This is a genomic window from Aquitalea pelogenes (genome assembly GCF_041914625.1).
Taxonomy (GTDB): domain Bacteria; phylum Pseudomonadota; class Gammaproteobacteria; order Burkholderiales; family Chromobacteriaceae; genus Aquitalea; species Aquitalea pelogenes.
Window position 1 is genome coordinate 81,681 of the sequence record NZ_JAYSDA010000010.1, and the last position, 25,632, is coordinate 107,312.

Below are 25,632 nucleotides of genomic sequence, written 5' to 3' on the forward strand. Positions count from 1 at the left end.
CGGTCACATCCGGCAGGATGTAGCGGATGCCGGACGATTAACAACTATAAACAGCTTGTCGATAGGCAAGGGCAAAGGGATTCCATATCATCTCAGCCTGTTTGCTGCTTTGCATCAGGCCTGTCGATCCTGACTCCGCTGACAATTTAAGCTGCTCCTTTCCCGGAAAACCAATATGTCTGCCGCTCCTGCCAAATCCACCCATACCTTGCGCAATGTTTCCCTGTTACTGCTGGCACTGGCGGCTGGTGGCTGGTGGTGGAGCAGTCATCGCAGTGCCGCACCGGATGCAGCCGCACCCAAGCGCGGTGGCGGCCCGGTAGCCGTGGCGGTGGCCCCGGTGATGCAGCAGGATGCGCCCTTGCAGCTGGAGGCTCTGGGCACGGTGACTGCCACCAATACGGTGACGGTGCACAGCCGGGTGGATGGCCAGTTGATGGCCCTGCATTTTGAGGAGGGCCAGCTGGTACAGAAAGGCCAGCTGCTGGCCGAACTGGACCCGCGTCCCTTTCAGGCTGCGCTGACTCAGGCCGAAGGCCAGCTGATGCGCGACCAGGCACTGCTGCAAAACGCCAGGCTGGACCTCACCCGTTACCAGCAGCTGCTGGCGCAGAATTCCATTGCCAAGCAGCAGGTGGATACCCAGCAGGCGCTGGTGGCCCAGTATCAGGGTACGGTGAAGCTGGATCAGGGCGCGGTGGCCACCGCCCGTCTGCAACTGGATTACAGCCGCATCACTGCGCCCTTGTCCGGCCGTGTCGGCCTGCGTCAGGTGGACCTGGGTAATATCGTGCACTCCAGCGACAGCAACGGCGTGGTGGTGATTACCCAGACCCAGCCCATTAATGTGTTGTTTGCCGTGCCGGAAACCAGCCTTGGCCAGGTGCTGGCTGCCGCGCGTGCCGCCAAGGGCAAATTGCAGGTGGAAGCCTGGGACCGTGACAACCGCCACAAGCTGGCCGATGGCGAGCTGCTGGCCATCGACAACCAGCTGAGCACCACCACCGGCACGGTGAACCTGAAGGCGCGCTTTGCCAATGCTGATGCCGTCTTGTTCCCCAACCAGTTTGTCAATGTGCACCTGCAACTGGGCGACCAGCCCGATGCAATCGTAGTCCCCAGCGTGGCCTTGCAGCAGGGCAAGGTGGGCAGCTATGTCTACACGGTGAATCCGGACCAGACCGTCAGCATCAGCAAGGTGAAAACCGGTGCGGTATCCGGCGACAACACCATTATCGAAGAGGGCGTGAAGCCCGGTCAGAAAGTGGTGGTGGATGGCCTGGACAAGCTGCGTGAAGGTGCGCAGATCAAGGTGATCGACCGGGCCATGCAGAATGCAGCCGATGGGAATGGCAAAGGCAAGGGCCGGGGCAAGCAGCATGCCGCCAGTGGCAGCTGGGGCGGCCAGCGCCAGCACGCCTCTGCCGCCAACTAAGCGCGGGATTACGGCATGAACCCTTCACGTCCCTTTATCCTGCGGCCGGTGGCCACCACCTTGCTGATGCTGGCCATCCTGCTCACCGGTCTGGTGGCCTGGAAGCTGCTGCCGGTATCGGCCCTGCCCGAGGTGGACTATCCCACCATCCAGGTGGTGACCCAATACCCCGGTGCCAGCCCGGAAGTCATCACGTCTTCCATTACCGCGCCGCTGGAGCGCCAGTTCGGCCAGATGCCGGGGCTGACCCAGATGTCGTCCACCAGTTCTGGCGGGGCATCGGTGATTACCTTGCAGTTCAGCCTGGAATTGACGCTGGATGTGGCCGAACAGGAAGTGCAGGCCGCCATCAATGCGGCGGGTAACCTGTTGCCCAGCGACCTGCCCAATCCGCCGATCTACAGCAAGGTGAACCCGGCGGATACGCCGATTCTCACCATCGCGGTCAGCTCGGACACCCTGCCGCTGACCAAGCTGGAAGACCTGGTGGACACCCGGCTGGCGCAAAAGCTGTCGCAAGTGCCGGGCGTGGGGCTGGTCAGCCTCAGTGGCGGTCAGCGACCTGCGGTGCGCATCCAGAGCAATCCCAAGGCACTGGCCGCGCGTGGCCTGACGCTGGAGGACATCCGCACTGCCATCAGCAATGCCAATGTGAACCAGGCCAAGGGCAGTTTTGACGGCCCGCAGCAAGCTTCCACCGTGGATGGCAACGACCAGCTGAAGTCGGCCGAGGAATACCAGAACGTCATCATCGCCTATCAGAACGGCGCGGCGGTGCGCTTGCGCGATGTGGCCAAGGTCGTTGATGCGGCAGAAAACATGCGGCTGGCAGCCTGGGCTGGTACGACGCCGTCCATCATCCTGAATGTGCAGCGTCAGCCGGGGGCCAATGTCATCCAGGTGACCGACCGCATCAAGGCCTTGCTGCCGCAACTGCAATCCACCTTGCCCGGCGCGGTGGATGTGAAGGTGCTGAGCGACCGCACTGTCACCATCCGTGCCTCGGTGGAGGATGTCGAGTTTGAACTGATGCTGGCCATCGGCCTGGTGGTGATGGTGATTTTCGTGTTCCTGCGCAATGTGCCGGCCACCATCATTCCTGCCGTGGCGGTGCCGCTGTCGCTGGTGGGCACGTTTGGCGTGATGTACCTCACCGGCTTTTCCATCAACAACCTCACCCTGATGGCGCTGACCATTGCCACCGGCTTTGTGGTGGACGATGCCATCGTGATGATCGAGAACATCGCCCGCTACATCGAGGAAGGCGAAAAGCCGATGGCGGCGGCACTGAAGGGCTCGCAGCAGATTGGCTTTACCATCATCTCGCTCACTTTCTCGCTGATTGCGGTGCTGATTCCGCTGCTGTTCATGGGCGATGTGGTGGGGCGGCTGTTCCGTGAATTTGCCATCACGCTGGCGGTGTCCATCCTGATTTCGGCTTTCATCTCGCTCACCCTGACACCGATGATGTGCGCGCGCCTGCTCAAGCACGTGCCGGAAGAAAAACAGGGCCGTTTCTACCATGCCAGCGGGGCCTTCTTCGACCGCATCATTGCCCGTTACGGCCAGATGCTGGGCTGGGTGCTGGAACGGCAAAAGCTCACCCTGCTGGTGGCATTGGGCACCTTGCTGCTCACCGTGCTGCTGTATGTGGCGGTGCCCAAGGGCTTTTTCCCCTTGCAGGACACCGGCGCCATCATGGGCAGCAGCGAGGCGGCGCAGAGTATTTCTTTCAGCGCCATGGCGCAGAAGCAGGAACAACTGGCCCAGGCCTTGCTGAAAGACCCGGCGGTGGACAGCCTGTCGTCCTTCATCGGGGTGGATGGCAATAATGCCTCGCTCAACAGCGGCCGCCTGCAAATCAACCTCAAGCCCAAGGGCGAACGTGATGACATCCGCACCGTGCTGGCCCGCCTGCAACAAAGTGCCGCCAGCGTGCCGGGCATGTCGCTGTATTTGCAGCCGGTGCAGGATTTGTCGATCGATACCCGTGTCAGCCGCACCCAGTACCAGTTCACCCTGCAGGCCACCAATCCGGACGAGCTGTCGCAATGGGTGCCCAAGCTGGTGCACAAGCTGAACCAGCTGCCGCAACTGGCGGATGTGGCCAGCGACTTGCAGGACAAGGGCCTGCAAGCCTATGTCAACATCAACCGTGATACCGCCGCCCGGCTGGGCGTCACCACTGCAGCCATCGACAATGCGCTGTACGACGCCTTTGGCCAGCGGCTGATTTCCACCATCTTCACCCAGACCAACCAGTACCGCGTGGTGCTGGAAGTGGACGCGCAGAACCAGCAAGGCCCGCTGTCGCTCAAGGGCATCTACGTGCCCACCGCCAGTGGCGGCCCGGTGCCGCTGGATACGGTGGCCAGCATAGAACAGCGCCCGACCGCGCTCACCATCAACCATCTGGGGCAATTCCCCACCACCACCATCTCGTTCAACCTGGCCAAGGGCGCGGCACTGGGCCCGGCGGTGGAGGCCATCCGTCAGGCTGAAGCCGAACTGGGTATGCCGGCCAGTCTGGATACCAGATTCCAGGGCGCGGCGCTGGCCTTTCAGGCTTCGCTCAGCAACACGCTGTGGCTGATCCTGGCGGCCATCATCACCATGTATATCGTGCTGGGGGTGCTGTACGAGAGCTATATCCACCCCATCACCATCCTGTCGACGCTACCCTCGGCCGGTATCGGTGCCCTGCTGGCCTTGCTGGTGTCCGGCAAAGACCTGTCGGTGATTGCCATCATCGGCATCATCCTGCTGATCGGCATCGTCAAGAAAAACGCCATCATGATGATCGACTTTGCGCTGGAGGCCGAGCGCGAGCAGGGCATGAGCCCGCGCGATGCCATCTACCAGGCCTGTCTGCTGCGTTTCCGCCCCATCCTGATGACCACCATGGCGGCGCTGCTGGGCGCGCTGCCGCTGATGTTGGGCAGCGGCATGGGTTCCGAATTGCGCTCGCCGCTGGGTGTCACCATGGTGGGCGGGCTGCTGGTCAGCCAGGTGCTGACGCTGTTTACCACCCCGGTGATTTATCTGGCCTTCGACCGGCTGGCCCGGCGCTGGCGGCGTCCAGGCCATGCCGCTGACGATGACCAGGCAGAGGCCGAGGCATGATACCGTCCGCGCCCTTCATCCGGCGGCCCATTGCCACCACGCTGCTGACGCTGGCCATCCTGCTGGCGGGCTTTCTCGCCTTCAAGCTGCTGCCGGTGTCGCCCTTGCCGCAGGTGGATTTTCCCACCATCTCGGTCAGTGCCAAGCTGCCCGGTGCCAGCCCGGAAACCATGGCGTCCACCGTGGCCACCCCGCTGGAACGGGCGCTGGGGCGTATTGCCGGGGTGACCGAAATCACCTCGTCCAGCTCGCTGGCGTCCACCCGCATTACCTTGCAGTTTGACCTCAACCGCGACATCAACGGTGCCGCACGCGATGTACAGGCCGCCATCAACGCGGCCCGGTCGCTGCTGCCCACCGGCATGCCGTCCAACCCCACCTACCGCAAGGTGAACCCGGCCGACGCGCCCATCATGATCATCGGCCTGACCTCGGACTCGCTCACCCGCGGCCAGATGTACGATGCCGCCGACTCCATCCTTGGCCAGAAGCTGGCCCAGGTGGAGGGTATTGGCGATGTGAATATCGGTGGCGGCGCACAGCCGGCAGTGCGGGTGGAAATGAACCCGCTACAGCTGAACCATTACGGTATCGGCATGGAAACGGTGCGCGCCGCCATCACCAGTACCAATGCCAACCGGCCCAAGGGCTTTGTCGAGGACGGCCAGCGTCACTGGCAGGTACAGGCCAATGACCAGGCCGGCAAGGCCAGCGACTACCTGCCGCTGGTGGTGAGCTACAAGAACGGCGCTGCAGTGCGCCTGTCCGACGTGGCCGAGGTAAAGGATTCGGTACTGGATGTGCGCAATGCCGGTTTGCTGGGCAAGCAACCGGCGGTGATGATCATCCTGTTCCGCCAGCCGGGTGCCAACATCATCGAAACGGTGGAGCGGGTGAAGGCCTTGCTGCCGCAGTTGCAGGCGTCCATTCCCGCCGCCATCAAGATGCAGGTGGTGATGGACCGCACTTCCACCATTCGTGCCTCGCTGTCCGAGGTGGAGCGCTCGCTGCTGATTTCCATCGCGCTGGTCATCCTGGTGGTCTTCCTGTTCTTGCGTAATGGCCGTGCCACCGCCATTCCTGCCATCACCGTGCCGGTATCGCTGGTGGGCACTTTTGCCGTGATGTATCTGTGCGGCTTTTCGCTCAACAACCTCAGCCTGATGGCGCTGACCATTGCCACCGGTTTTGTGGTGGACGACACCATCGTGGTGCTGGAAAACATTGCCCGCCATATCGAAAACGGCATGAAGCCCTTCCAGGCCGCCTTGCAGGGCGCGCGTGAGGTGGGTTTTACCGTGCTGTCGATGAGCATTTCACTGATTGCGGTGTTCATTCCCATCCTGATGATGGGCGGCATCATCGGCCGCCTGTTCCGCGAGTTTGCCGTCACGCTGTCGGTGGCCATTCTGGTGTCGCTGCTGGTGTCGCTCACCACCACGCCCATGCTGTGTGCGCGCTGGCTGAAAAGCCATGGCGAACACAAGCCGGGCCGCCTGTTTGTCTGGAGCGAGCGCATGTTCGACGCCATGCTGGCCGGCTATCGCCGCAGCCTTGGCTGGGCGCTGCGCCACGGCCCGCTGATGATGCTGATGCTGGCGGCCACCATTGCGCTGAATGTCTATCTGTATGTGATCGTGCCCAAAGGCTTTTTCCCGCAGCAGGACACCGGCCGTCTCACCGGCATGATCAAGGCCGATCAGAGCATTTCCTTCCAGGCCATGCAGCAAAAGCTGCAACGCTTTATCGACGCGGTAGGGCAGGACCCGGCAGTGGACAAGGTGATCGGCTTTACCGGCGGCGGCCAGCGCAACACCGCCAATATGTTTGTCAGCCTCAAGCCGCTGGGTGAGCGCACGGAAAGCGCCGATCAGGTGATTGCCCGCCTGCGCAAGCGGCTGGCGCGCGAGCCGGGGGCGCAGTTGTTCTTGCAGTCGGTGCAGGACATCCGCGTGGGTGGACGGGCGGCCAATGCCCAGTACCAGTACACCCTGCAAGGGGATGATCTGGAAGAGCTGCGCCGCTGGACGCCCAGGGTACAGCAGGCGCTGCAAAAACTGCCGATGCTGGCCGATGTCAGCAGCGATCAGGAAATCAAGGGCCTGCAAACCACGCTCACCTTCGACCGTGACGCCATGGCGCGCCTGGGCCTGACCCAGTCGCAAGTGGATTCGGTGCTGAACGACGCCTTCGGCCAGCGCCAGGTGTCCACCATCTACAACCCGCTCAACCAGTACCACGTGGTGCTGGAAGTGGCACCCCAGTACTGGCAAAGCGCCGAAGGCCTGCGCAGCATCTATCTGCAAACCACCACCGGCCAGCCGATTCCGCTATCCGCCTTTGCCCGCTGGCAGCCCACCAATACCGCGCTGGCGGTGAACCACCAGAGCCAGTTTGCCGCTACCACCGTGTCCTTCAACCTGCCGCCGGGCAGTTCGTTGTCCGACGCTACTGCCGCCATCGACAAGGCGACCGCGGACATCGGCCTGCCATCGTCGATACACGGCAGCTTCCAGGGTACGGCCAAGTCCTTCCAGGATTCGCTGGGCAGCCAGCCGGTGCTGATTCTGGCTGCCATGGTGGCGGTGTATATCGTGCTGGGCATGCTGTATGAAAGCGTGGTGCATCCGCTCACCATCCTGTCCACGTTGCCGTCGGCCGGGGTAGGGGCCTTGCTGGCGCTGCTGGCCACCGGTGGCGAATTCAACATCATCGCGCTGATCGGCGTGCTGCTGCTGATCGGCATCGTCAAGAAAAACGCCATCATGATGATCGACTTTGCCCTCAGTGCCGAACGCGAGCAGGGTCTCAGTTCGCACGATGCCATTCTGCAAGCCTGCCTGCTGCGCTTCCGCCCCATCATGATGACCACGCTGGCCGCCCTGTTTGGCGCATTGCCGCTGGCACTGGGGCATGGCGACGGTGCCGAGATGCGCACCCCGCTGGGCATCTCCATTGTCGGTGGCCTGCTGCTCAGCCAGTTGCTGACGCTGTACACCACGCCGGTGGTTTACCTGTATCTGGACCGTTTCCGCCTGTGGTGCCAGCAATGGCGTGACAACTGGCGCAGCCGGGCTGCTGCCGCACACAAGGAATGACACGCATGTCTGCATTCACCCCGTCCCGGCTGGTACTGGCCGGCCTGATCAGCCTGCTGCTGGCAGGCTGCGCCATCGGCCCGGACTACACCCGGCCCAAGATGGACATTCCGGCAACGTACAAGGAAGACGGCCGCTGGAAAACCGCCACTCCGCAAGATGCCGCTCCGCGTGGCAACTGGTGGGCGGTGTATCAGGACCCGCAGCTCGACAGCCTGATGGACACCCTCAACCGGCAAAGCCCCACCATTGCCCAGGCCGAGGCCAATTACCGTAATGCCCGCGCCTTGCTGGATCAGGCCGAAGCCAGCCTGTGGCCCACCATCAGCAGCACCGCCAGCAAAACCCGCGGGGTGACAACGGCGGGCGGCAGTGTCAGCAATCAGTACAATCTGTCTGCCAGCGCCAGCTGGGAAGTGGACCTGTGGGGTACGGTGCGCCGCGCGGTGGAGGCGGGCAATGCCAAGGAGGCGGCCAGCGCCGCCCAACTGGCGTCCATCCGCCTGAGCAGCCAGGCCCAGCTGGCTACTGCCTACCTGCAACTGGTGGCGGCCGATGTGCAGCTCAAGCAATTGCAGGACAGCGAGGCCAATCTGCTGCAAACCCTGCAGCTCACCCGCAACCAGTTTGCCGTGGGCATGGTGTCGGATGATGCCGTGGCGCAGGCGGAAAGCAGCTGGAAAACCGCTCAGGCCGCCCGCGTGGACAAGCAGCTGAGCCGTGCCCAGCTGGAGCACGCCATCGCCGCCTCGCTGGGTGTGGCCCCGGCCAGCTTCACGCTGCCGGTCAGCAAAACCCTGCCCCATCTGCCACAACTGCCCGCCGGCCTGCCGTCCACCTTGCTGGAGCGCCGTCCGGACATCGCGGCGGCAGAGCGGGCGGTGGCACAGGCCAATGCCGAAATCGGCATTGCCAAGGCCGCGTTCTTTCCCACGCTGAACCTGACTGCCAGCGGCGGCTACAAGAGCAGCAGCTTTGCCGACTGGGTAAGCCTGCCCAACCGTATCTGGAGCGTGGGGCCGCAACTGGCACTCACCCTGTTTGACGGTGGCTTGCGCCGCGCACAGACCGCCGCCGCCGTGGCCAGCTACGACGCCAGCGTGGCCAGCTACCGCCAGACCGTGCTGTCCGCTTTCCAGGCCGTAGAGGACAATCTGTCCGCCCAGGCGCTGCTGGACGAGGAAATGCAGTACCAGCAAGCGGCACTGGCTGCGGCGCAGCGGGCGGAAACCATTGCACTCAACCAGTATCGCGCCGGGGTGGTGAGTTATCTGAATGTGCTGACCGCGCAAAACAGCCGCATCAGCGCCGAAAACAGCCTGTGGACCCTGAAAAACCGCCAGTACACCGCCAGCGTGGCCTTGATTGCTGCTCTCGGTGGCCAGTGGTAGCTGCCGGTATTACCGCCATGCAAAACAGCCCGTCAAGGGCTGTTTTTCGTGGAATGAGCAATCGGATAACGGCGCTCAGAATGGCCGTCGACCGCTGATGGCACCGGGGGACTGCACGCTCCATTCGCTGATCACCAGATAGCCATCCTGCACGGCAAACAGCATGGACAGGTCCACGCTGCGCAGCAGGGTGCCGGGCGTGTGGCTGTGTGGCTCCAGCCAGCCGTGGGCACGATGCACTACAAAGCCCACGCCATTGGCCTCGGCCAGGCAGTTGATATCGCCAAAGGCGCGCAACTGGCGCAGGACGGCGTCCAGTGGGCCGCGCAGGTTCAGCGTGCGTTCGGCATCACTCCAGCGCGGCCAGTAGCTGCCAGCCCCCTGTGGCCTGGCCTGTTGCCACAAGCTGGCGAAATCCGCGATGACGCGGCGGCCCAGCTGCTCCAGTGCCAACTGGCATTTCCACTCCAGCGTGGCCAGGGTTTCATCCGGACTCAGGGCAAACAGTTGCTGATCCAGCAGCGCGCCGCTGTCAAAGCGCGGCTCCACCACATGGCAGCTCACCCCCCATTGGCTGCGTTGCTCCAGAATGGCGCGTACCAGCGGAAACGGCCCGCGCGCCTCCGGCAGCGGCGAGGGGTGAAAGTTGACCGCACGGGGCAGGTAAGGCCGCCAGTCCGGTACTTTCCAGTCATAACTGCCCAGCAGCAGGGCTTCGCAGCCCTGGGCGGCCAGCGCGGCCAGATCCGCCTCGGTCATTGGTGACAGCTGCACGGGAATGCCCAGCCGGGCCGCCTGTTCCACCACCAGCCGGTTGTCGTGGATCTTGCCATCCAGCGGGCAGGTGAAGATTTTCAACGGCTGCCAGCCGGCCATCAAGGCAAGGTCCAGCAGCACCTTGAAACGGTCGGTCAGGGTAATGGCAAAGCGCATGGCGGCATCCGGGCATGAATCAGGCTGACAGATATACCAGCTTGTCGGCCTGTCGGGGCCGGACTGGCAAACACCTTAACAATTCTGCTCAGCACGCCCCGGCTGACGGCGGCGGGGCTGGATGTACGCTGCCAGCGCCATCACTGCTGGCTGGTGTGGCGGACACCGCCGGTTTGCGCAGGCGGCTGGGGCGCAGCTGACCACTGGCTTCCAGCGCCGGATAGGCCGTGGCGCACAGATGGGAGTGGATACGCTTGAAGTCACGCAGGATATCCAGATGCAGCGAGCTGGTTTCCATGCTTTCCAGCCTGCCTTCGCGCAGCCGTGCCATATGGCTTTCGGCGGCTTGCATTTCCAGTTCGCGCACCCGGGTTTTTTCGTCCAGCAACTGGCGTGCCGCCTTGACGTCGCCGGTCAGGAACACGGAGAAGGACAGCTTGAGATTGTCGATGATCAGGCGGTGAAAGGCCTCCAGTTCCTGCGCTCCTTCGCGCGAGAACTGCAGCTGATGCTTGATCTTCTTGTTGGCCAGCTCCATCAGGTTCTTGTCGATGATGTCGCCGATATGCTCCAGATTGATCGACAAGGCCATGATTTCCATCGCCCGCCGCCCTTCGGCCTCATCCAGGCTGTCGCGAGTCAGCTGCACCACGTACAGCTTGATGGCCTCGTACAGGCTGTCCACCGCGTTGTCGCGTTGCGAAACCGCCAGTGCCAGCTTGCGGTCATTGCCCAGCAACACCTGCATGGATTCGCGCAGCATGGTTTCCACGATATCGCCCATGTGCAGGGCCTCGCGGGCGGCACAGGCCAGCGCCACGCTGGGCGTGCCCTGTACGCTGGCATCCAGATACAGCGGTTGCGCCGGGTCGTCCGCGGCCTTGCTGTCCGGCAGCCAGCGGCACAGCAAGCGCGACAAGGGCTGGATGGGCGGCAGGAATACCAGCGCCACCACCACATTGAACAGGGTGTGGAAGTCCGCCGCCAGCCGCGCCGGATTGTCCTCCAGCTGGCCCAGCCAGCCCAGCAACGGGTCCAGCAGGGGCAGGAATAGTGCACAGCCTGCCAGCCGGGTGAGCAGATTACCCGCCGGCAGTCGGCGGTGCGCCGGATTGCTGCTGGACAAACCTTCGATGAAGGGGTTGAGCGCGCTGCCCAGATTGGCACCCAGAATCAGCGCACAGGCGGCCAGTGGCGGAATGAAGCCGGAATAGGCCAGCGACATGGTGAGCAAGACCGTGGCCACACTGGAGTGCGCCAGCCAGGTCAGCACGGTACCCAGCAGCAGGGTAAGCAGCGGCTCGCCGGTAATGGCCGACAGGATTTCGCGCACCAGCGGCGCGTTTTCCGCCGGCGCCAGGCTGGTGAGCAGCAAGTGCAGCGACAGCAGCATCAAGCCCAGGCCAATGGCCACCCGGCCCAGGTCACGCCCCCGGGCATCACGGCTGCGCTTGAAAGCCACCACACCCAGCACCAGCAACAAGGGCGAGATGGCGGAGGAGTCAAACGACAGCAGCTGCACAATCAGCGTGGTGCCGACATTGGCCCCCAGCATCACCGCCAGCGCCGGGGCCAGCTCCACCATGCCGGAGGCAGAAAACGATGACAGCATCAGCGCGGTGGCAGTGCTGCTTTGCAGCAGGGCGGTAATGCCCAGCCCGGCCAGAAAGGCCTGCAGGCGGGTGCGCAATACCGTAGCCATGACCCGGCGCAGGCTGGCACCAAAGGCGCGCACGATGCCGCTGTGCACCATGTGCAGGCCCCACAGCAATAGCGCCACGCCTCCCATCAGGTCCAGCAGGATGGAAGTCACCATATTGTTCTCCCCGACGATGTGCTGCCTGGGTCAGCCCGCAGCAGGCGTGCTGTGGCTGACTAGTGGGCGGCGGCCCGGCTGACATCCTGCCAGTGTAGGAGGGGTCAACCGGCAAAATCCGCCAGCAGGCGACCTGTTCTTGTGTAAATCCGTAGCAAATGCCGTGCCGGCAGCTGATTTCGGTATACCTCACCCACCACGCAAGCGCCATGTGGACTTTGCAGTGCAGCACCAAGCTGCGCCGTGCTTTGACGCATGCGCCGCCCGCTATACAATGGGCGGCTCTTTATCCACAGATAGCCACCTGTTGCGCTGCATCCATCCGATGCCGTCTGCCGGGTGCCAGGCCTTCCATGTCTCTTCGTCCTTCCTCCAGCGTGAATGCTGGCAGTTACCGTCCCGATATCGATGGCCTGCGTGCACTGGCCGTGCTGGCCGTGGTGCTGTTTCACATCGGCGTGCCGGGTTTTGGCGGCGGTTTTGTCGGGGTGGATATCTTTTTCGTCATTTCCGGCTTCCTGATCAGCGGCTTGCTGCGGCAGGAGCTCATCAGCCAGGGTCGCATCGACTTCAAGGCCTTCTATGCCCGGCGCTTTCGCCGTCTGGGCCCGGCACTGTTGCTGATGGTATGCGTGGTGTTGCTGCTGTCCTACTTTGTGCTGCTGCCGGACGACCAGAACAAGCTTGGCCGGGAAATCCGCGGCGTGGCATTGCTGTCGGCCAACCTGCATTTCTTGCAGCATGCGTTTGATTATTTCAATTCCGCGTCCGACCTCACCGTCATGCTGCACACCTGGTCGCTGGCGGTGGAAGAACAGTATTACCTGGCCTGGCCCTTCATCATGTGGGGGCTGTACCGCCTGAATGGCCGTCAGCCGCACAAGGTGGCGCGCAGCCTGCCTCCCTTGCTGTGGCTGATTTTTGTCGCCTCGCTCGCTTACTGCCTGTGGCTGTCCTATCACGAAACCCCGCGCGCTTTTTACCTGATGCCCACCCGCGCCTGGGAATTCGCCGCCGGTGCGCTGCTGGCCATCACTCCGCTACCTGCTGGCTGGAAAGCGCATGCTGGCGTAGCCAGTGGCACCGGTTTGCTGCTGTTGCTGGGCTCGGTGCTGGGCCTGAACGAAACCATGGTGTTCCCTGGCGTCATCGTGCTGTTGCCGGTGCTGGGCAGTGTGCTGTTCCTGTTGGGTGGCCAGCTGAATGCGGACAATGCCGTCAGCCGTCTGGCTGCGCGTCGGCCCTGGACCGACATCGGCATCCTTTCCTACGGCTTTTACCTGTGGCACTGGCCGCTGCTGGCGCTGGGCCGCTACTGGGGCCTGGGTGAGCGCAGCCTGCCGCGCGACCTGCTGCTGGGCGGCGTACTGGCCTTGTTGCTGTCCTGGCTGAGCTATCGCTATGTCGAGCAACCCATCCGCCAGAAAAAACTGCGCGCCTTCACCGCCACCAAGGCCACGCTGTGGAGCGGTTTTGGCATGATCGTGGGCATGTGGCTGCTGGGCAATGTGGCCATGTTCCTGTTGCCACGCGCACCGTGGTCCGGCCATCAGGCACTGTTGCAGGCCAAGGGTGACGCCATGGTCATGCACGGCAATTGCGCCATGCCCAAGGACGGCCTGCCCTTGTCGCCGGTGGCGCAGTGCGTGGAAGGCCAGCGCAATGGCCCGGTCAGGCTGCTGGCCTGGGGCGATTCGCACACCGACCACCTGATGCCGCTGTATGAAACCCTGGCGCAGCAACAGCATATTGCCATCCTGCGCCGGGTGTACCACGGCTGCCCGCCACTGCCGGATGTCACCCCGGTGGGCGAGGGCAAGCTGCGCACCTGGTGCACCAACTTTTCCCGTGCGGTGCGGGACGAACTGCCGCAGCTCAAGCAACAGGGCGTCAGCGGCGTGCTGATGAATGTGCGCTGGAGCGGCTATGCCGCACTCAACAAACCGGGTGAAAACAGCATTGCCGTGCTGGCCGCCGGGCAGAACGGCATGCCGGACAGCGTGTGGGACAAACAGGTGGGCATGGCACCGCTGGACCGCGCCACCTCGCTGGCCGTGCTGCAACAGGCGCTACAGCGCAATGCCGCTTACCTGCAGCAACTGGGGCTGAAGCTGGTGCTGGTGTTGCCGGAGCCGGAAATGCAGCGCTCGCCGCCAGAGTGCGTGATACGGCTGGGAGCCGCTGCCTGTAATGTCAGCCGCCAGCAAGCCGAGGCAGAACGCGCCGACGTGGTGGCCATGCTGCGCAAGGTGGCCAGTCAGGCGCCGAATGTGCGCGTCTGGGATGGTTTCGACCATTTCTGCGATGCCACCACCTGCTACGCCAGCCAGAACGGCCATATCCGCTATCAGGACAAAAACCACATCACCGCCAGCATGGCCCGTTCCATGGCAGCCGATTTCAAACCGGTATTCGACTGGGCCTTGCAGCCGCTGGCCAAACCCTGAAGTCATCCGCCCTGATCAAGAGAAAGCCGCCAGTGATGGCGGCTTTCAAACCTTCACTCTTTCTGAAAGAAAAGCGAGGCACCCTTACAGGGTAAGGGCGGGGGGGATTAGATAGACAGGCTGCGGGATCAATTACTTGGTCGGCAGGCCCGGCCTGGCCGGGTCCAATACAAGCGCACCAGATACGCTGGTCAGTAGCCTGAAAGCCGCCTGTGATGGCGGCTTTGTGCTGTGTGGCCGCATTGGCGGCATAGTTGCTTAGCTCACTCTGCATTTCGGCATTCGAGGCCGGCTCACGCACCACCAAGGCCAAGAATCAGCCTCACCAGTGCAAGAATGGACCGTAAGCCAACAAGCCCGCCATACTTGCATCATCAAGCGCAGCGTTGCCAGCTTCGGCAAGCCTCGCCACGCCGGAAACAAGAGAGGGCCACACCATGCTCCGGGAACTGGAAATCGTCGAACAACTGATACTGGGCCAGGACCCGCTACACCGCGGCCAGGCCTTGCACACCCCGAAAGACCCGGCGCTGGACCAGGCCCGCGCCATCTACTACCAGCAGCTCAAAAGGGTAAGCAAGCAGCATGCCGGCCAGCCCGTTCCGCCATCTGCTCCGGTCCGTCCCGGTCACAGCCGCGCTGGCGAGCGCTGGAGCATTGCCGAAGACAACCGGCTGAGTGCGCTGTGGGAAACCTCCAGCACCGTCACCAGTGCAGATCTGGCTGAGAAGCTGGGCCGCAGCCGTGCCGCCATCCTCGCCCGGCTGGTGAAGCAAGGCTATTTTGCCGACCAGGCCAGCGCCATGCAGGCGGACGACCTGCGGCTGGAACAAGCCGGCCAGCCCGCCTGGTGGGCCAGCCAGCCGCCACCGTTGCCACTGCCGGACCTTGACCGGCAGCGTGACAGCAACCCCAATGCCGGCAAAGCCTGGAGCACCAGCGACGACGCCCGGCTACGCGCCAGCTGGCACGACCCCGCCGCTCCCGACTGCGCCAGCATCGCGCAAAGCATGGGCCGCAGCCGCGCAGCCATCATCGCCCGGCTGGTGCGTATCGGCGAATATCCCGACCGCGATGCGGTACGGGCGGCGGACAGGGAGAGGGGAAGCAATTTGGGGCGGGATGACTGAATGCTGGCAATGTCAGCTGACTGCTGTTAGAGCAACGCATAAAAAAAGCCGCATTCCTTTACAGGATGCGGCTTTGTGGATTTTTGTGAATGCACAGTGCAGTGCAAGTGGTGCCCCGACAGGAATCGGATTTGTATCCCATCTTGCTGATTTTTATGTGGTAATTTTTAAACCGTCTAAAAATGTACCAACATTTGTACCAACGTAGCGAAAAATGGTGATTTTGCGACGTTCGGAGGGAACCGAATTAAAACTGCTTGCCGTTGTCATTGCAAGTGTTTGCGGGGCTGAAATAGATCACCAACACACGACGCAAGTATAGCAGATGGATTGGTCTCGACTCACGGCCAAACATCTGTGTAAACGCTCGATTGTAGTTCTGTTGTGCACCCAGTGAATCGTGAGGCACATCCTGCCAAGCGGATGAAGTGCTGTCGTGCCAAGCAGGACTACGGCCTCTACAACCTTCCTGGCGGTAAATGGACTTTTTATGACTTGCGCCGCACGGTAGCCACGCGGATGGAAGAGCTGGGAATTGAGCGGGACATGGTTGCCCGGGTCCTGGTTCATGCAAGGCCTGATGCCAAAACGACAGGGCGCTATGCAAGACATACCCATTGGGAACAGCGCTGTAAAACACTGGATCTGCTGGGGAGCGCACTTGAGCTCTGTGCGAATGGTCAACTTTCCTTGGTCGAAGGTGGTAACGTCGTGCAGCTCAAAAGAGCCTGACAAGAACAATATGCAGATTACCAGCACGATCGTGATGATGGTCTGCATCTCATTCCGGTTCTGTTTGGGTTGACTTACTTGTAGTCAACTATGCTGCTGTCTTGCCTATCTGTTTTACGTTGACCGGTACATGATCCCGGCCTCATCTCTGCTGTGGATATCCCCTCAAGAGTCTCACCTTCACTAACAAATATCCCCCTGAATCTGCCGTACTTTAGGTCATGATAGTTGCCGGAATTACCGAGTTCATCGGTCATAAATTCTTCGGCAATTATTAATATTAGATAATTTTAATTTTATGATATTTGTCAAATAGGGCCGATAATTATGGATCCTATTTAAGGAAAGTCAGTTCCATGTACCACGCTTATCCCCTGTCATTGCCTATGATTACCTGATCTACCACGAGCGCACTGTTTTTATCTGTAGCATGCTTGTTGCAAGGGGGAGAATGTCCGATTATGGGATGGCAGGTTGTAGGGAAAGTGATCGTCAAAGGGAGTGCAGATGGCACGAGGCTTTACAGGAAGTCGGGGGGCTATTTCCAACAAAACGGCCGAAGGGTTGAGAGATTCTTGTCGGAGTTGGATCCCCGGGCGGGTGCTGCTAGATGGCCACGGTCCAGCTATCGTAGTGGGTGACTTACAAAACGCTGTCAGCACGGTCATTTCTGGAATGCGACTGGCAGTGCGTTTGCTGGGTGCTGATGCGTTGCCATACCGATTCGTGAGAGTCGAAGCTGGGGTGGACGTATTTGATTCCACTCATCTGGTAGAGGAACTGAAGTGGCTCAAAAGCAATGAGTTTCGTGAGATGTGGCTGCATTTGTCAGATTACGAGGTACATCCGTACCTGAGATTACTGTTGATGCTGGTCAATGCCTTGAATGACTCTGTTACAGACTCTTGGCCTCGCACCATGAACTCCGCGCATTCTTCAAGCCAAGACCCAGAGCTTGCGAGTGCATGGAATCAGCTTGTCTTGGATTTTCGTGAAAAGGTAAAACAGAAAAAGTTCGAGGCATCTCGACAACTGATGGTACGCACTGCAAACAAAAATGCACGAGGTTGCAAGGACTACATCAACGGCTTGCAAAAAATCTACAAAGATCTGTATGTGCAACGACTAGAGCTGAGCTACACCCGGGAAACCCGGTGTACTCCCGGCTCAATCAAAGACGATTTGGCAACGCTCTTGCGGAGTCGTAACCAGAGGCGGTTCGAAAAAAGCTGGTATGGTTTGACCGGCTATGTGTGGAGGCTTGAAAGAGGCGATCTTAACTGGAAGGTTCACCTTGTTTTGTTCTTTGATGGCCGGATAGTCACGACACCAAAGCAGGCTGAGATGATTGCCAGTATCTGGATGCAGGGCTTGAACAAGGTGGGGCACATCTCCTATTTGCTGCAAGCCAAACCAGTTAACTACCAGCTTTGTGCTATCGGGCTGATGAAGCGTGGTGAGCCTGATGCGGACAGGCAGCTAAAAATGCTGGTCCATTACATGACTAAGTTGGATGCGGTGATGCGGTTAAGCATCCAGGACGACCCGCGGTTTGTGACCTATAGCCGTGGTCAACTCCCTCGCAATAAGCCGAAGCCGAGTACCCAAAAAAAGCAAGAGCCCACTGCGGTGAAGTCAACAACCTACCATGGCCTTCCAATCTATATGGGCAAGGATAGCAGGCTTAAGTCAGATCCGTGGCGTGCACTATTTCCTAGCTTCAATGCGCGGCGGAGAGGAAAGAAACATGTGATTGAATGTAACCATTCTGGGTCGAAGCCAGATGCGGAGACCGTCTCAAGTGAACCGAATGAAGTGCCCGGACATCAGAAAATGGAACCATCACTACCTGTGCTTCCACAGGTGGGTAATCCGCCACGTCCTTTTGGAGTGATTGAGGTGAACGGTGTGAAAGTGCAGATAAGAAAGAAGAGAGTCAAGATTTCGACATAGGTATCGACGGCCATGCGGTGAGATTTTTACTGCGCACCTGAATGATGTGTCCTAACACACAGGTTGCACATCATGAAATTTCTACGCTTGAAGGATGTCCTTGAAAAGACCGGTTTGTCACGCTCCACCCTGTACCAGTTGATGAGTGATAGTGCGTTTCCCCAGTCAGTCTCTCTTGGAGAGCGATGTGTCGGCTGGGTTGAGAGCGAGATTGATGACTGGATGCTGGCCAAAATTGAAGAGCGTGATCTTAGCCACGCATGATGTATAGGTGATTTTCTTGACTGGATGATGCGCTTCTCTGGTAAAGCACCGTGGCCGAGGTGGTCATGGTGCTTTACCAGAGTGCAGACCGTGGTCACTTTGTCCGTGAGTACGGGCCTAAGTTTGTCATTCAATCCAAGCAATATGGGAAATGTAGAGCTGCATTTTCTCGGTATTGGTAATATGCTTTTATTGCTATTACTGTATGGTTATTAATAACTAGTGGTGATATTGGTGCTCAAGTAGACAGACAAGACGAATTGCACTGCCCATAAGCAGAGTGCAATTCGGATGATTGCCATGTACTGACCTGAGTGGACATTGGTACCCAGGCAGACTGATCGCAACAGTAGACGAAGGAGCTGTATGGTGACTGGCATCAAGCCGCATCTACATATTGTTCGTTCATCTGTGCCTGTCTATCAGCTGCGTATCGCGCTGACTGATTCAGAGCCATTGATCTGGCGACAGCTACTGGTACCAGGGTCTATTACCCTGGCAACGCTGCATGTCATCTTCCAGCATGCCATGGGGTGGCACGGTAGCCATCAGCATGAGTTCGTGATCGGTGATACCTGCTATGGCCAACCTGATCCTGATTACCCCGAGACCGTATCCAGGACAGGGGAGGCCTCCTCATCAACAGGCGATGCTTGTTCCACCGCAGGTGCCAAGGTCTGCTTGATCAGTGGCTTGTTTTTGGCCAAGAGGAAGGCTGCAATCTTCTTGCGGTTCTCAGCTGAAAGCACTGGTTCCTGCATTTGACGAGCACGGGAGACATTGCTCTCGATGACCTTGTCTGCGATCTGATCAGCTTTACAGACGTTATCCACAGGACCACTCTTTGGCCACAAGATAACCCCGCTATCTGAGATGGCAATGCAAGTGTCGATCTGGAGCTTGTCGAAGAAGCCAGGATTCTTTGCAGCAATGCCCAAGGCTTTACGGAAGAAGCGCTCTTGTAAGCGGGCCTGGGTGAGAGGGGAGGCAATCCCTTTGGATTGGTTGGCACCGAACCATCGGATCCACTGGCCATCATCTTTGATCTGGATCTTGCCGTGGACGCTCTTGCTTTCCACGATGGTCAGCCCGTAAGAGTGAATTAGCAGATGGTCGATCTGAGCTGCGTCGCCATCTTCTTCCAACCGTACGCCATTGAGTACCAGGACATCAGAATCGGTAGCAAAGAAACGCTTCAGGTAAAAGGCCATCTGCTCTTCGGCAGCCCTGCCAGACTTGGCCAGCTTGTCTTCCGACTGGAACGGATCCAACTCCTTAACAATCACGTCAGTACCTGTATGTGGCGGTGAATGACAAGATTTTACAGGATTCGGTATGACTGTGGACTATGTGTTATGCCAATTGGCTGGATCTCGGCCAAAGCCGCCTGTCAACAAGATGGCGTCGAATGGCAGGGTTACACAGAATTACGGACGGACCTGTACATACCAGCTTGCCTCACTTCCCTGACGATTCGCTGGCCAGATCAATAAACGCACGCAGGAATTCGATACTGGTTTCACCATCGCGATAGCCAAAAAAAATCTGTTTGTCTATGCCATGTGGCCTCAAGCGTACCGGATAAACAGGTAGCTTGTTGCCGTACTCTTCCATCAGCCAGCGTGGCAAGGCAGCGACCCCACGTCCGGTTCTCGCGTTACCACAATTAACTTTCTATATAACGAAGTGTCATGTGTACAATCCCAAGTTACATGGCGCAAATGCCATAATCATCAGCATGGTCCATGTGTGATTCGCAATGGACTAGCAGTACGCCGGACTGTTGATTTGTAAAATTCGATTCAATTGAGGGAAAGAAATGAACGCATCTGTTGGACAGGAACTTCAGCTTCACGACGCAATTGAGGTCGCCATTGGTGAGGCAACTAAGGGGCTCGGTCGAGTCAACGTTGTGACCGTCGGCAAAACTGGTGTTGGCAAGAGCACGCTGATCAACACAGTCTTCCGCGGCGAATTCGCAAAAACTGGCTCAGGAAAGCCAGTAACCCAGAAGATTGTTGAAATCACCAAACCGGGCCATCCGCTTACAATCATCGATACAAAAGGCTTGGAAGTCGCTGATTATGCAAGCACTAAGGGCGAACTCGACGAACTCATCCGCGAACGTTCAGGCTCTGATGACCAAAACAGACATATTCATGTCGCATGGCTCTGCATCCAGGAGGGCAGTGATCGTGTCGAGGACGCTGAAGTTGAGCTTTGCAACACGATCGCAGACGCAGGCATCCCAGTGGTCGTGGTACTCACCAAATCGCGAAAGAATAAAGAATTCTCCAATAACGCGAAGAAACTTCTAGCTCGAGCCTCCAACATCGTGTGTGTTCGAGCTATTGCCGAGCATATCGAAGAGCTCGATGCCACTCTGCCTCCGACAGGTCTAGACTCTCTGATCGACGCAACATTGGAGCTATTACCCGAGGCGCAGAAGCGTGCATATGCGAATGCACTCTCGACACGTATCCGAAGAGGCCTCGAAGTAAAAAAGCGTCAGGCGGAGAAGGAGGTGAACATTGCGGCAGGTCTAGCGGCCACCGCAGGAGCAACGCCCATTCCCTTCTCTGATGCAGTTGTTCTCGTTCCAATTCAGGTCGGGATGCTGGCCAAGATCGGCGTGACCTTTGGCATGGAGATCAGCACAGCCGCGCTGACCACAATTGTTACATCCGTGTTGGGAGCATCTGCAGCGACACTGGCAGGACGTGCGATCGTATCTGGCCTTCTAAAACTTATCCCCGTCGTGGGTTCCGTGGCTGGTGGAGCGGTTGCGGGCACAACGGCAGCATTGATTACCAAGGCACTGGGCAATGCCTATGTCTCGGCCCTGTTTGAATTCTGTTCGACGCATCCTGGAGAAGAGATCGATATTGCATTGATTACAAGTGCGTTAAAAGATGCCATAAGCAGTGCAACAAAGAGCTGAACTAAACATCGGTGTGAACGAGGAGCGGGATTGACTGAATCCTTGGTAGCTCCCCCCTCGTTACCTGAATCTGACAGCGCTCTACAAAATTTCAGAGAAACTAGTATTGACACGGCTTCAGAGAGAAAAAATTCCACCTTTTGTGGAGCAAGAAATTCATTGTGGGCTGGGTAATGCATCACTGAATGCAGCAACCGAGTACACGCGGTCTTAACGGTGGCCGTGGTGCATCGCAAGCCTTCCGGATGAGTGGTGTGTGATTGCAGAAGAAACAGAACTGTGCGAGGTGAGCCAACAAGTGGCAGCAAACGTGGTGAGCATGACGCAATCCACATGTGCCAGGCTTGGGCTAGGCAGGGCCTGTACACTTAACATTCTGGAACTGCAGAGGTATGAGATTGTTCCGGACACCTCCTCGGAACAAGTAATTAAAAAAGATGCAGACGACTGACTGACCGCACGTAACTTAATGACCAGTGCATCATTGCTCAGCCTTGGAGCCGGTGCAGCCGTACTGGCCGACGTCGCTATACATTGAGCGTCTCTTCTCAGACAAGCTGAAGGAATAAGTCAGCGAACACTTACATGGCGTGAATCAAGCATGCAGAGCTCAGGCAGCAAATAGTCTATGCCTCATTTCACGCAAAGCAAGAAGGGCCAGCGCAGGCATTTCATCCTCTACCCTGCTCATACCCTCAGCGAAGCTTACTTTGTAAATACGCAAGGCATTACGCAGGTCAATCAAGGGGATTTCTGAAAGTGGCTTGCTGGCAAATACACTTACCACCTTGGCAAGCTCGGCCGATGCGAGACAGTTAGACATGCTGGTGTTTGGTGATGTACTCATGCATGCTCCGGACTACACGAATTTACGCAGAACTCGCTCAACAACTTGACCAAGCAAGCCGGGCAGACACCTACCGGCCTCCGCCTTTAGCGGAGCAAAACCGCACTGTGGACACTGCTTGGCCCAAGTCGGCTGAATGAGTACGTCAGAAGCCATATGGATGGTCCGCTGCCAGTGGCAGCGAGGGCAGACAAATTTGAGCGGGCCGATTGGAACTGGCATGCAACTCTCCCCTTAGCGCGACAGGACGAAGTAAAGCAACAGTGGAACACCAAGCAATGGGCAGGTGATGGCAAGCAAGACCGCTGCCAGCGCCTGAAGCCACTTGCTGACAAAGCGTCCTGGCACAAACAGGGATGCGACAAACAACAACACGGCCAACACGGTCCAGCCCGGATCACCCTCTCGTGACTGTCTCTGCTCTCGGTACATATGCCCACCCCCTTCCTCAAGACAGACACAGCATGACATTGACCTACGACAAACCTTGTCGCAAGGCATCATAATTCATGCAGTTTAACTACGTAAATTTTGTTAGCTTCTGATATGGTTATGCCGTAACTATAAAAATGATGTCATCGCATGGCCACGCTTCTTCCGGACTTGTCGGGTAATACACGAAATTCCATCGGCTATCGCCGTGAAATGGATGTACTGGGGCTGCTGCAAAAAACGCTGCCAGATGGCTATACCATCTTCCATAACGTTGAATGGCATAGCCTGTATGAAGAGCGAGACTGTCACGGCGAGATAGACCTGATCATCATGAACCAGGCTGGTGACCTACTACTGGTCGAAGTCAAAGCTGGTGTGCTCAGCGTTTGCGATGGGCAATTGCTGAAAAATTATGGAACGCGTCAGCGCGATGTCGCCGCCCAAGTTCGGGTGCAATACGGTGCAATGCGCCAGTTGCTTGCCAAGGCAGAACTGGCAGCTTCAGTTAGCAATTGCCTGGTATTGCCGGATTTCCACCTGACTGCCTCCAGCATTGTCGGCATCCCGCGAGAACGCATTTACGACATCCAGGATTATCCCAACCTGCCGGCTCGCATCACGCAGCTACTGCCTTTGGGCCTGCCGAGCAGTACCGCAGATCAGGTCAAAGCTTTCCTGAGCAACCAACTGGATCTGCAGCCAGATATCGCCAGCCTGCAAGGCCAGCTGCAACAAACCATCAAAGGGCTGGCCGATGGCCTGGCAACTTGGGTTCCCCGCATACAGGCCCCATCGCGTCGCTACCGCATTCAGGCTACCGCCGGATCCGGTAAAACGCAGCTGGCCATTGCCCTGCTACAAGAGGCCAAACAAAAAGGGCTATGCCTTCCTCCCACTGCGGGGCCGAGTGATAGCTGGCGGTCTTGATTTCCAGGATGCCCCAGCCCTCGTCCGGACAACGCACCTCCCGATCCAGATTGGCCAGCATGAAACGGTGCGCAGGGTGCTGCAGTACCGCATTCACCCGCCGTACCTTGCGCCCGGTATCAATTATGAGCGCATTCATGATGCTGCTGATCCGAACATGCGTTCGGTCCGGATGAATGACAACATGAGAGGTATCGTCTTAAAGCCTGATCTCGGCAATGTGTATTGCTTACTCTGGGTTGATCAGCATGATGATGCCTATCAATGGGCACGACGACACAAGGTCGCAATCCATCCGGATGTAGGAAGTATCCAGGTCTATTCCGTTGAAGAGTCCATGCCTGCAAAACAGGACTTGGCAACGGTTGCCCAACCTGCTGGTATCTTTGATGCGCTGAAAGACCGTGAAATCCGACGTCTTGGCGTACCAGATGAGATGTTGACTTTAGTTAGGTCGATAACCTGCGATGCAGAGCTGGATACATTGCAATCGAGGTTGCCTGATGAAGCTTATGAGGCTTTGTTCCTGTATGCAGCAGGCGATTCGTTAGAGCAAATCTTGCTGGACAAATCGTCACCACATGAACAGATCGATCCTCAGGACTACGGTGCTGCGCTGGAACGGGATGGGTCGCGTCGTCATTTTGTTGTGCTTACCGACGACAGTGATCTTGAGGCCCTATTGGGGGCACCACTGGAACGTTGGCGCGTTTTCTTGCATCCGAGCCAGCGCAAATTGATTGAGCGTGACTGGAGTGGGCCAGTTAAAGTCTCTGGTGGTGCCGGCACAGGAAAGACCGTAGTTGCCATGCATCGTGCAGCAAGATTGGCGCGTCAATACGCCGAACTTCCTGGGCGACCAGTTGTATTTACGACGTTTACCAAGACGCTGGCGGAAGATATGTTTTACGATTCATGCTCATTGGTTCTGACGTTCCAGAAATTTAGCCCACCACTCCATCATCTTGACTCGTTCCTCCATGTACTCCGCACGGTTGTAGGCTGCGCGTACCTTGTTGGTTTCAACGTGCGATAGCTGGCGCTCGATCGCATCCGGATTGAAGCCTTCTTCGTTCAGGATGGTCGATGCTGTCGCTCTGAAACCGTGTACATCGGCCTTTCCCTTGTAGCCCATGCTGTGCAGGGCTCTGCGTAAGGTTTCCGGCGACATCGGGCGGCGTGGGTCGTTACGATTGGGGAAGATGTGCTCACGCCCTCCGCTGATCTCTTCCATGCTGCGTAGGACCGCAATGGCACGGCTAGATAGCGGTACCAGGTGTGGCGGAGCGGTGTTCTTGAATTTCTCCTGCAGCTTGCGGTGCTCCGGTGGGATGGTCCACAGGGCCTTCTCGAAGTCGATTTCTTCCCACCTAGCTTGTGACAGTTCACCCACCCGGGTGAAGGTGAGTAGGGCCAGTTCCATCATCAGGGCAGTCTGTTTGTTGCCATCGAAGCTGGCCAGGCGTTTGAGAAAGTCTGGTAGGTCGTCCTCATGCAAGGCTTTGCGCGGTGTGGATTGCTGGGTGCGCAACGTCTTGCTGAGCGGAGCTACTGGATTGGTATCGCAGCGCTCAGTGCGAACAGCCAAGTCAAAGATGGATGCGCAGCGCTGTTTCAGGCGTAGAGCGGTATCGATCTTACCTGCACGTTCAACCTTCTGCAGGACGGCCAGCAATTGCATCGGCTTGATCTGCGAAATTGGCAGCTCTCCCAGGAAAGGGAAGATGTGAGTTTCCAAGGATGCCAGGACTCGGTCAGCGTGGTCCTGGCTCCACTCGTGGCTGGCGCTGGCGTGCCATTCTCTGGCAATCAGTTCGAATGTTGTCGCATTGGATGCACTGGCATTGAGCTTCTCCACCTGCTTTTGTAGGCCGGGGTCAGTATTTTGATCCAGCAGGCGTCTTGCATCTTCCCGTTTGGTGCGGGCTTGCTTGAGGGTAATGTCTGGGTAGACACCCAGAGCAAGTGTCTTTTGCTTACCAGCAAAGCGGTAGTGATAGCGCCAGTATTTGGAGCCGTTTGGCATCACCATCAGGAATAGTCCTTGACCATCGGCCAACTTGACTGGCTTGCCGTCCTCTGAGGGCCTGAAAGCCTTTATCTGCGCGTCTGTCAGGGGCATTGCACCCTCCAAATGTTGGTACAAGATTTCTGCTGCGA

Annotated in this window: 19 protein-coding genes and 1 pseudogene; 13 read left to right on the forward strand and 7 right to left on the reverse strand. The window is 58.6% G+C overall.

All coding sequences use genetic code 11. The features are described from left to right. The first annotated feature begins 175 nt into the window (after positions 1-175). From ACE3SE_RS10370 to ACE3SE_RS10385, 4 genes are read left to right on the forward strand one after another with little or no spacing between them, the layout of a single operon-like run. A complete protein-coding gene (locus ACE3SE_RS10370) occupies positions 176-1,435 on the forward strand; it encodes an MdtA/MuxA family multidrug efflux RND transporter periplasmic adaptor subunit (RefSeq protein ID WP_131357483.1) in 1,260 nt (419 codons plus the stop codon). Positions 1,436-1,450: 15 nt separating this feature from the next. Further along, a complete protein-coding gene (locus ACE3SE_RS10375; protein WP_374555079.1) occupies positions 1,451-4,558 on the forward strand; it encodes an MdtB/MuxB family multidrug efflux RND transporter permease subunit in 3,108 nt (1,035 codons plus the stop codon). Continuing rightward, positions 4,555-7,656, forward strand: coding sequence for a multidrug efflux RND transporter permease subunit (locus tag ACE3SE_RS10380; protein ID WP_374555081.1), 3,102 nt, complete (start codon positions 4,555-4,557; stop codon positions 7,654-7,656). Before ACE3SE_RS10375 ends, ACE3SE_RS10380 begins: the two co-directional genes overlap by 4 nt. Before the next feature lie 5 nt (positions 7,657-7,661). Then, a complete protein-coding gene (locus tag ACE3SE_RS10385) occupies positions 7,662-9,047 on the forward strand; it encodes an efflux transporter outer membrane subunit (RefSeq protein ID WP_374555083.1) in 1,386 nt (461 codons plus the stop codon). A 75-nt stretch (positions 9,048-9,122) separates the two neighbouring features. Here the strand turns inward: ACE3SE_RS10385 and ACE3SE_RS10390 are convergent, their stop codons facing one another. Together ACE3SE_RS10390 and ACE3SE_RS10395 are read right to left on the reverse strand one after the other, a co-directional pair. After that, positions 9,123-9,980, reverse strand: coding sequence for a formyltransferase family protein (locus tag ACE3SE_RS10390; protein ID WP_374555085.1), 858 nt, complete (start codon positions 9,978-9,980; stop codon positions 9,123-9,125). Positions 9,981-10,068: 88 nt separating this feature from the next. Beyond that, complete coding sequence (locus ACE3SE_RS10395; RefSeq protein WP_374555087.1) at positions 10,069-11,796, reverse strand: Na/Pi cotransporter family protein; 1,728 nt, start codon at positions 11,794-11,796, stop codon at positions 10,069-10,071. A 353-nt stretch (positions 11,797-12,149) separates the two neighbouring features. On the opposite strand from ACE3SE_RS10395, the gene ACE3SE_RS10400 reads away from it, so the two are divergent. The 6 genes and pseudogenes from ACE3SE_RS10400 to ACE3SE_RS10425 all read left to right on the forward strand — a co-directional run. After that, positions 12,150-14,243 carry an acyltransferase family protein gene (locus ACE3SE_RS10400; RefSeq protein ID WP_374555089.1) on the forward strand — a complete coding sequence of 698 codons (2,094 nt, stop codon included), beginning with the start codon at positions 12,150-12,152 and terminating at the stop codon, positions 14,241-14,243. Positions 14,244-14,680: 437 nt separating this feature from the next. Then, positions 14,681-15,373, forward strand: a complete 693-nt coding sequence (locus ACE3SE_RS10405) for a hypothetical protein (RefSeq protein WP_374555091.1) — start codon at positions 14,681-14,683, stop codon at positions 15,371-15,373. A gap of 393 nt (positions 15,374-15,766) precedes the next feature. Continuing rightward, the gene (locus ACE3SE_RS10410; RefSeq protein WP_374555093.1) at positions 15,767-16,105 is read left to right on the forward strand and encodes a hypothetical protein; all 339 of its coding nucleotides are present in this window, start codon (positions 15,767-15,769) and stop codon (positions 16,103-16,105) included. A gap of 507 nt (positions 16,106-16,612) precedes the next feature. Then, entirely contained in the window at positions 16,613-18,058 is a 1,446-nt protein-coding gene (locus tag ACE3SE_RS10415) for a hypothetical protein (RefSeq protein ID WP_374555095.1), read from the forward strand. Between the two features lie 72 nt (positions 18,059-18,130). After that, the gene (locus tag ACE3SE_RS10420; protein WP_374555097.1) at positions 18,131-18,322 is read left to right on the forward strand and encodes an AlpA family transcriptional regulator; all 192 of its coding nucleotides are present in this window, start codon (positions 18,131-18,133) and stop codon (positions 18,320-18,322) included. Between the two features lie 366 nt (positions 18,323-18,688). After that, positions 18,689-18,874 (forward strand): annotated as a pseudogene (locus ACE3SE_RS10425) (IS1096 element passenger TnpR family protein); the annotation flags it as partial. Between the two features lie 47 nt (positions 18,875-18,921). Here ACE3SE_RS10425 and ACE3SE_RS10430 read toward each other — a convergent pair. Both ACE3SE_RS10430 and ACE3SE_RS10435 read right to left on the reverse strand, forming a co-directional pair. After that, the gene (locus ACE3SE_RS10430) at positions 18,922-19,608 is read right to left on the reverse strand and encodes a nuclease-related domain-containing protein (protein ID WP_374555099.1); all 687 of its coding nucleotides are present in this window, start codon (positions 19,606-19,608) and stop codon (positions 18,922-18,924) included. Positions 19,609-19,780: 172 nt separating this feature from the next. Then, positions 19,781-19,951 carry a hypothetical protein gene (locus ACE3SE_RS10435; protein ID WP_374555101.1) on the reverse strand — a complete coding sequence of 57 codons (171 nt, stop codon included), beginning with the start codon at positions 19,949-19,951 and terminating at the stop codon, positions 19,781-19,783. A 190-nt stretch (positions 19,952-20,141) separates the two neighbouring features. Here ACE3SE_RS10435 and ACE3SE_RS10440 point away from each other — a divergent pair, with 190 nt between their 5' ends. Then, positions 20,142-21,263, forward strand: a complete 1,122-nt coding sequence (locus tag ACE3SE_RS10440; RefSeq protein WP_374555103.1) for a YcjF family protein — start codon at positions 20,142-20,144, stop codon at positions 21,261-21,263. Between the two features lie 610 nt (positions 21,264-21,873). On the opposite strand, the gene ACE3SE_RS10445 is transcribed toward ACE3SE_RS10440, so the two are convergent. Next, entirely contained in the window at positions 21,874-22,110 is a 237-nt protein-coding gene (locus ACE3SE_RS10445) for a hypothetical protein (RefSeq protein WP_374555105.1), read from the reverse strand. A 582-nt stretch (positions 22,111-22,692) separates the two neighbouring features. On the opposite strand from ACE3SE_RS10445, the gene ACE3SE_RS10450 reads away from it, so the two are divergent. After that, positions 22,693-23,472, forward strand: coding sequence for a nuclease-related domain-containing DEAD/DEAH box helicase (locus ACE3SE_RS10450; protein ID WP_374555107.1), 780 nt, complete (start codon positions 22,693-22,695; stop codon positions 23,470-23,472). Here ACE3SE_RS10450 and ACE3SE_RS10455 read toward each other — a convergent pair. Then, positions 23,360-23,611: a YqaJ viral recombinase family protein gene (locus tag ACE3SE_RS10455; protein ID WP_374555109.1), complete on the reverse strand. Its 252-nt coding sequence runs from the start codon at positions 23,609-23,611 to the stop codon at positions 23,360-23,362. The two genes, ACE3SE_RS10450 and ACE3SE_RS10455, sit on opposite strands and share 113 nt — an antisense overlap. On the opposite strand from ACE3SE_RS10455, the gene ACE3SE_RS10460 reads away from it, so the two are divergent. Continuing rightward, on the forward strand, positions 23,549-24,508 hold the full coding sequence (locus tag ACE3SE_RS10460) for a UvrD-helicase domain-containing protein (RefSeq protein WP_374555111.1): 960 nt from the start codon (positions 23,549-23,551) through the stop codon (positions 24,506-24,508). The genes ACE3SE_RS10455 and ACE3SE_RS10460 overlap by 63 nt on opposite strands. Here the strand turns inward: ACE3SE_RS10460 and ACE3SE_RS10465 are convergent. Continuing rightward, on the reverse strand, positions 24,392-25,594 hold the full coding sequence (locus tag ACE3SE_RS10465) for a tyrosine-type recombinase/integrase (RefSeq protein WP_374555113.1): 1,203 nt from the start codon (positions 25,592-25,594) through the stop codon (positions 24,392-24,394). The two genes, ACE3SE_RS10460 and ACE3SE_RS10465, sit on opposite strands and share 117 nt — an antisense overlap. Positions 25,595-25,632 lie beyond the last annotated feature (38 nt).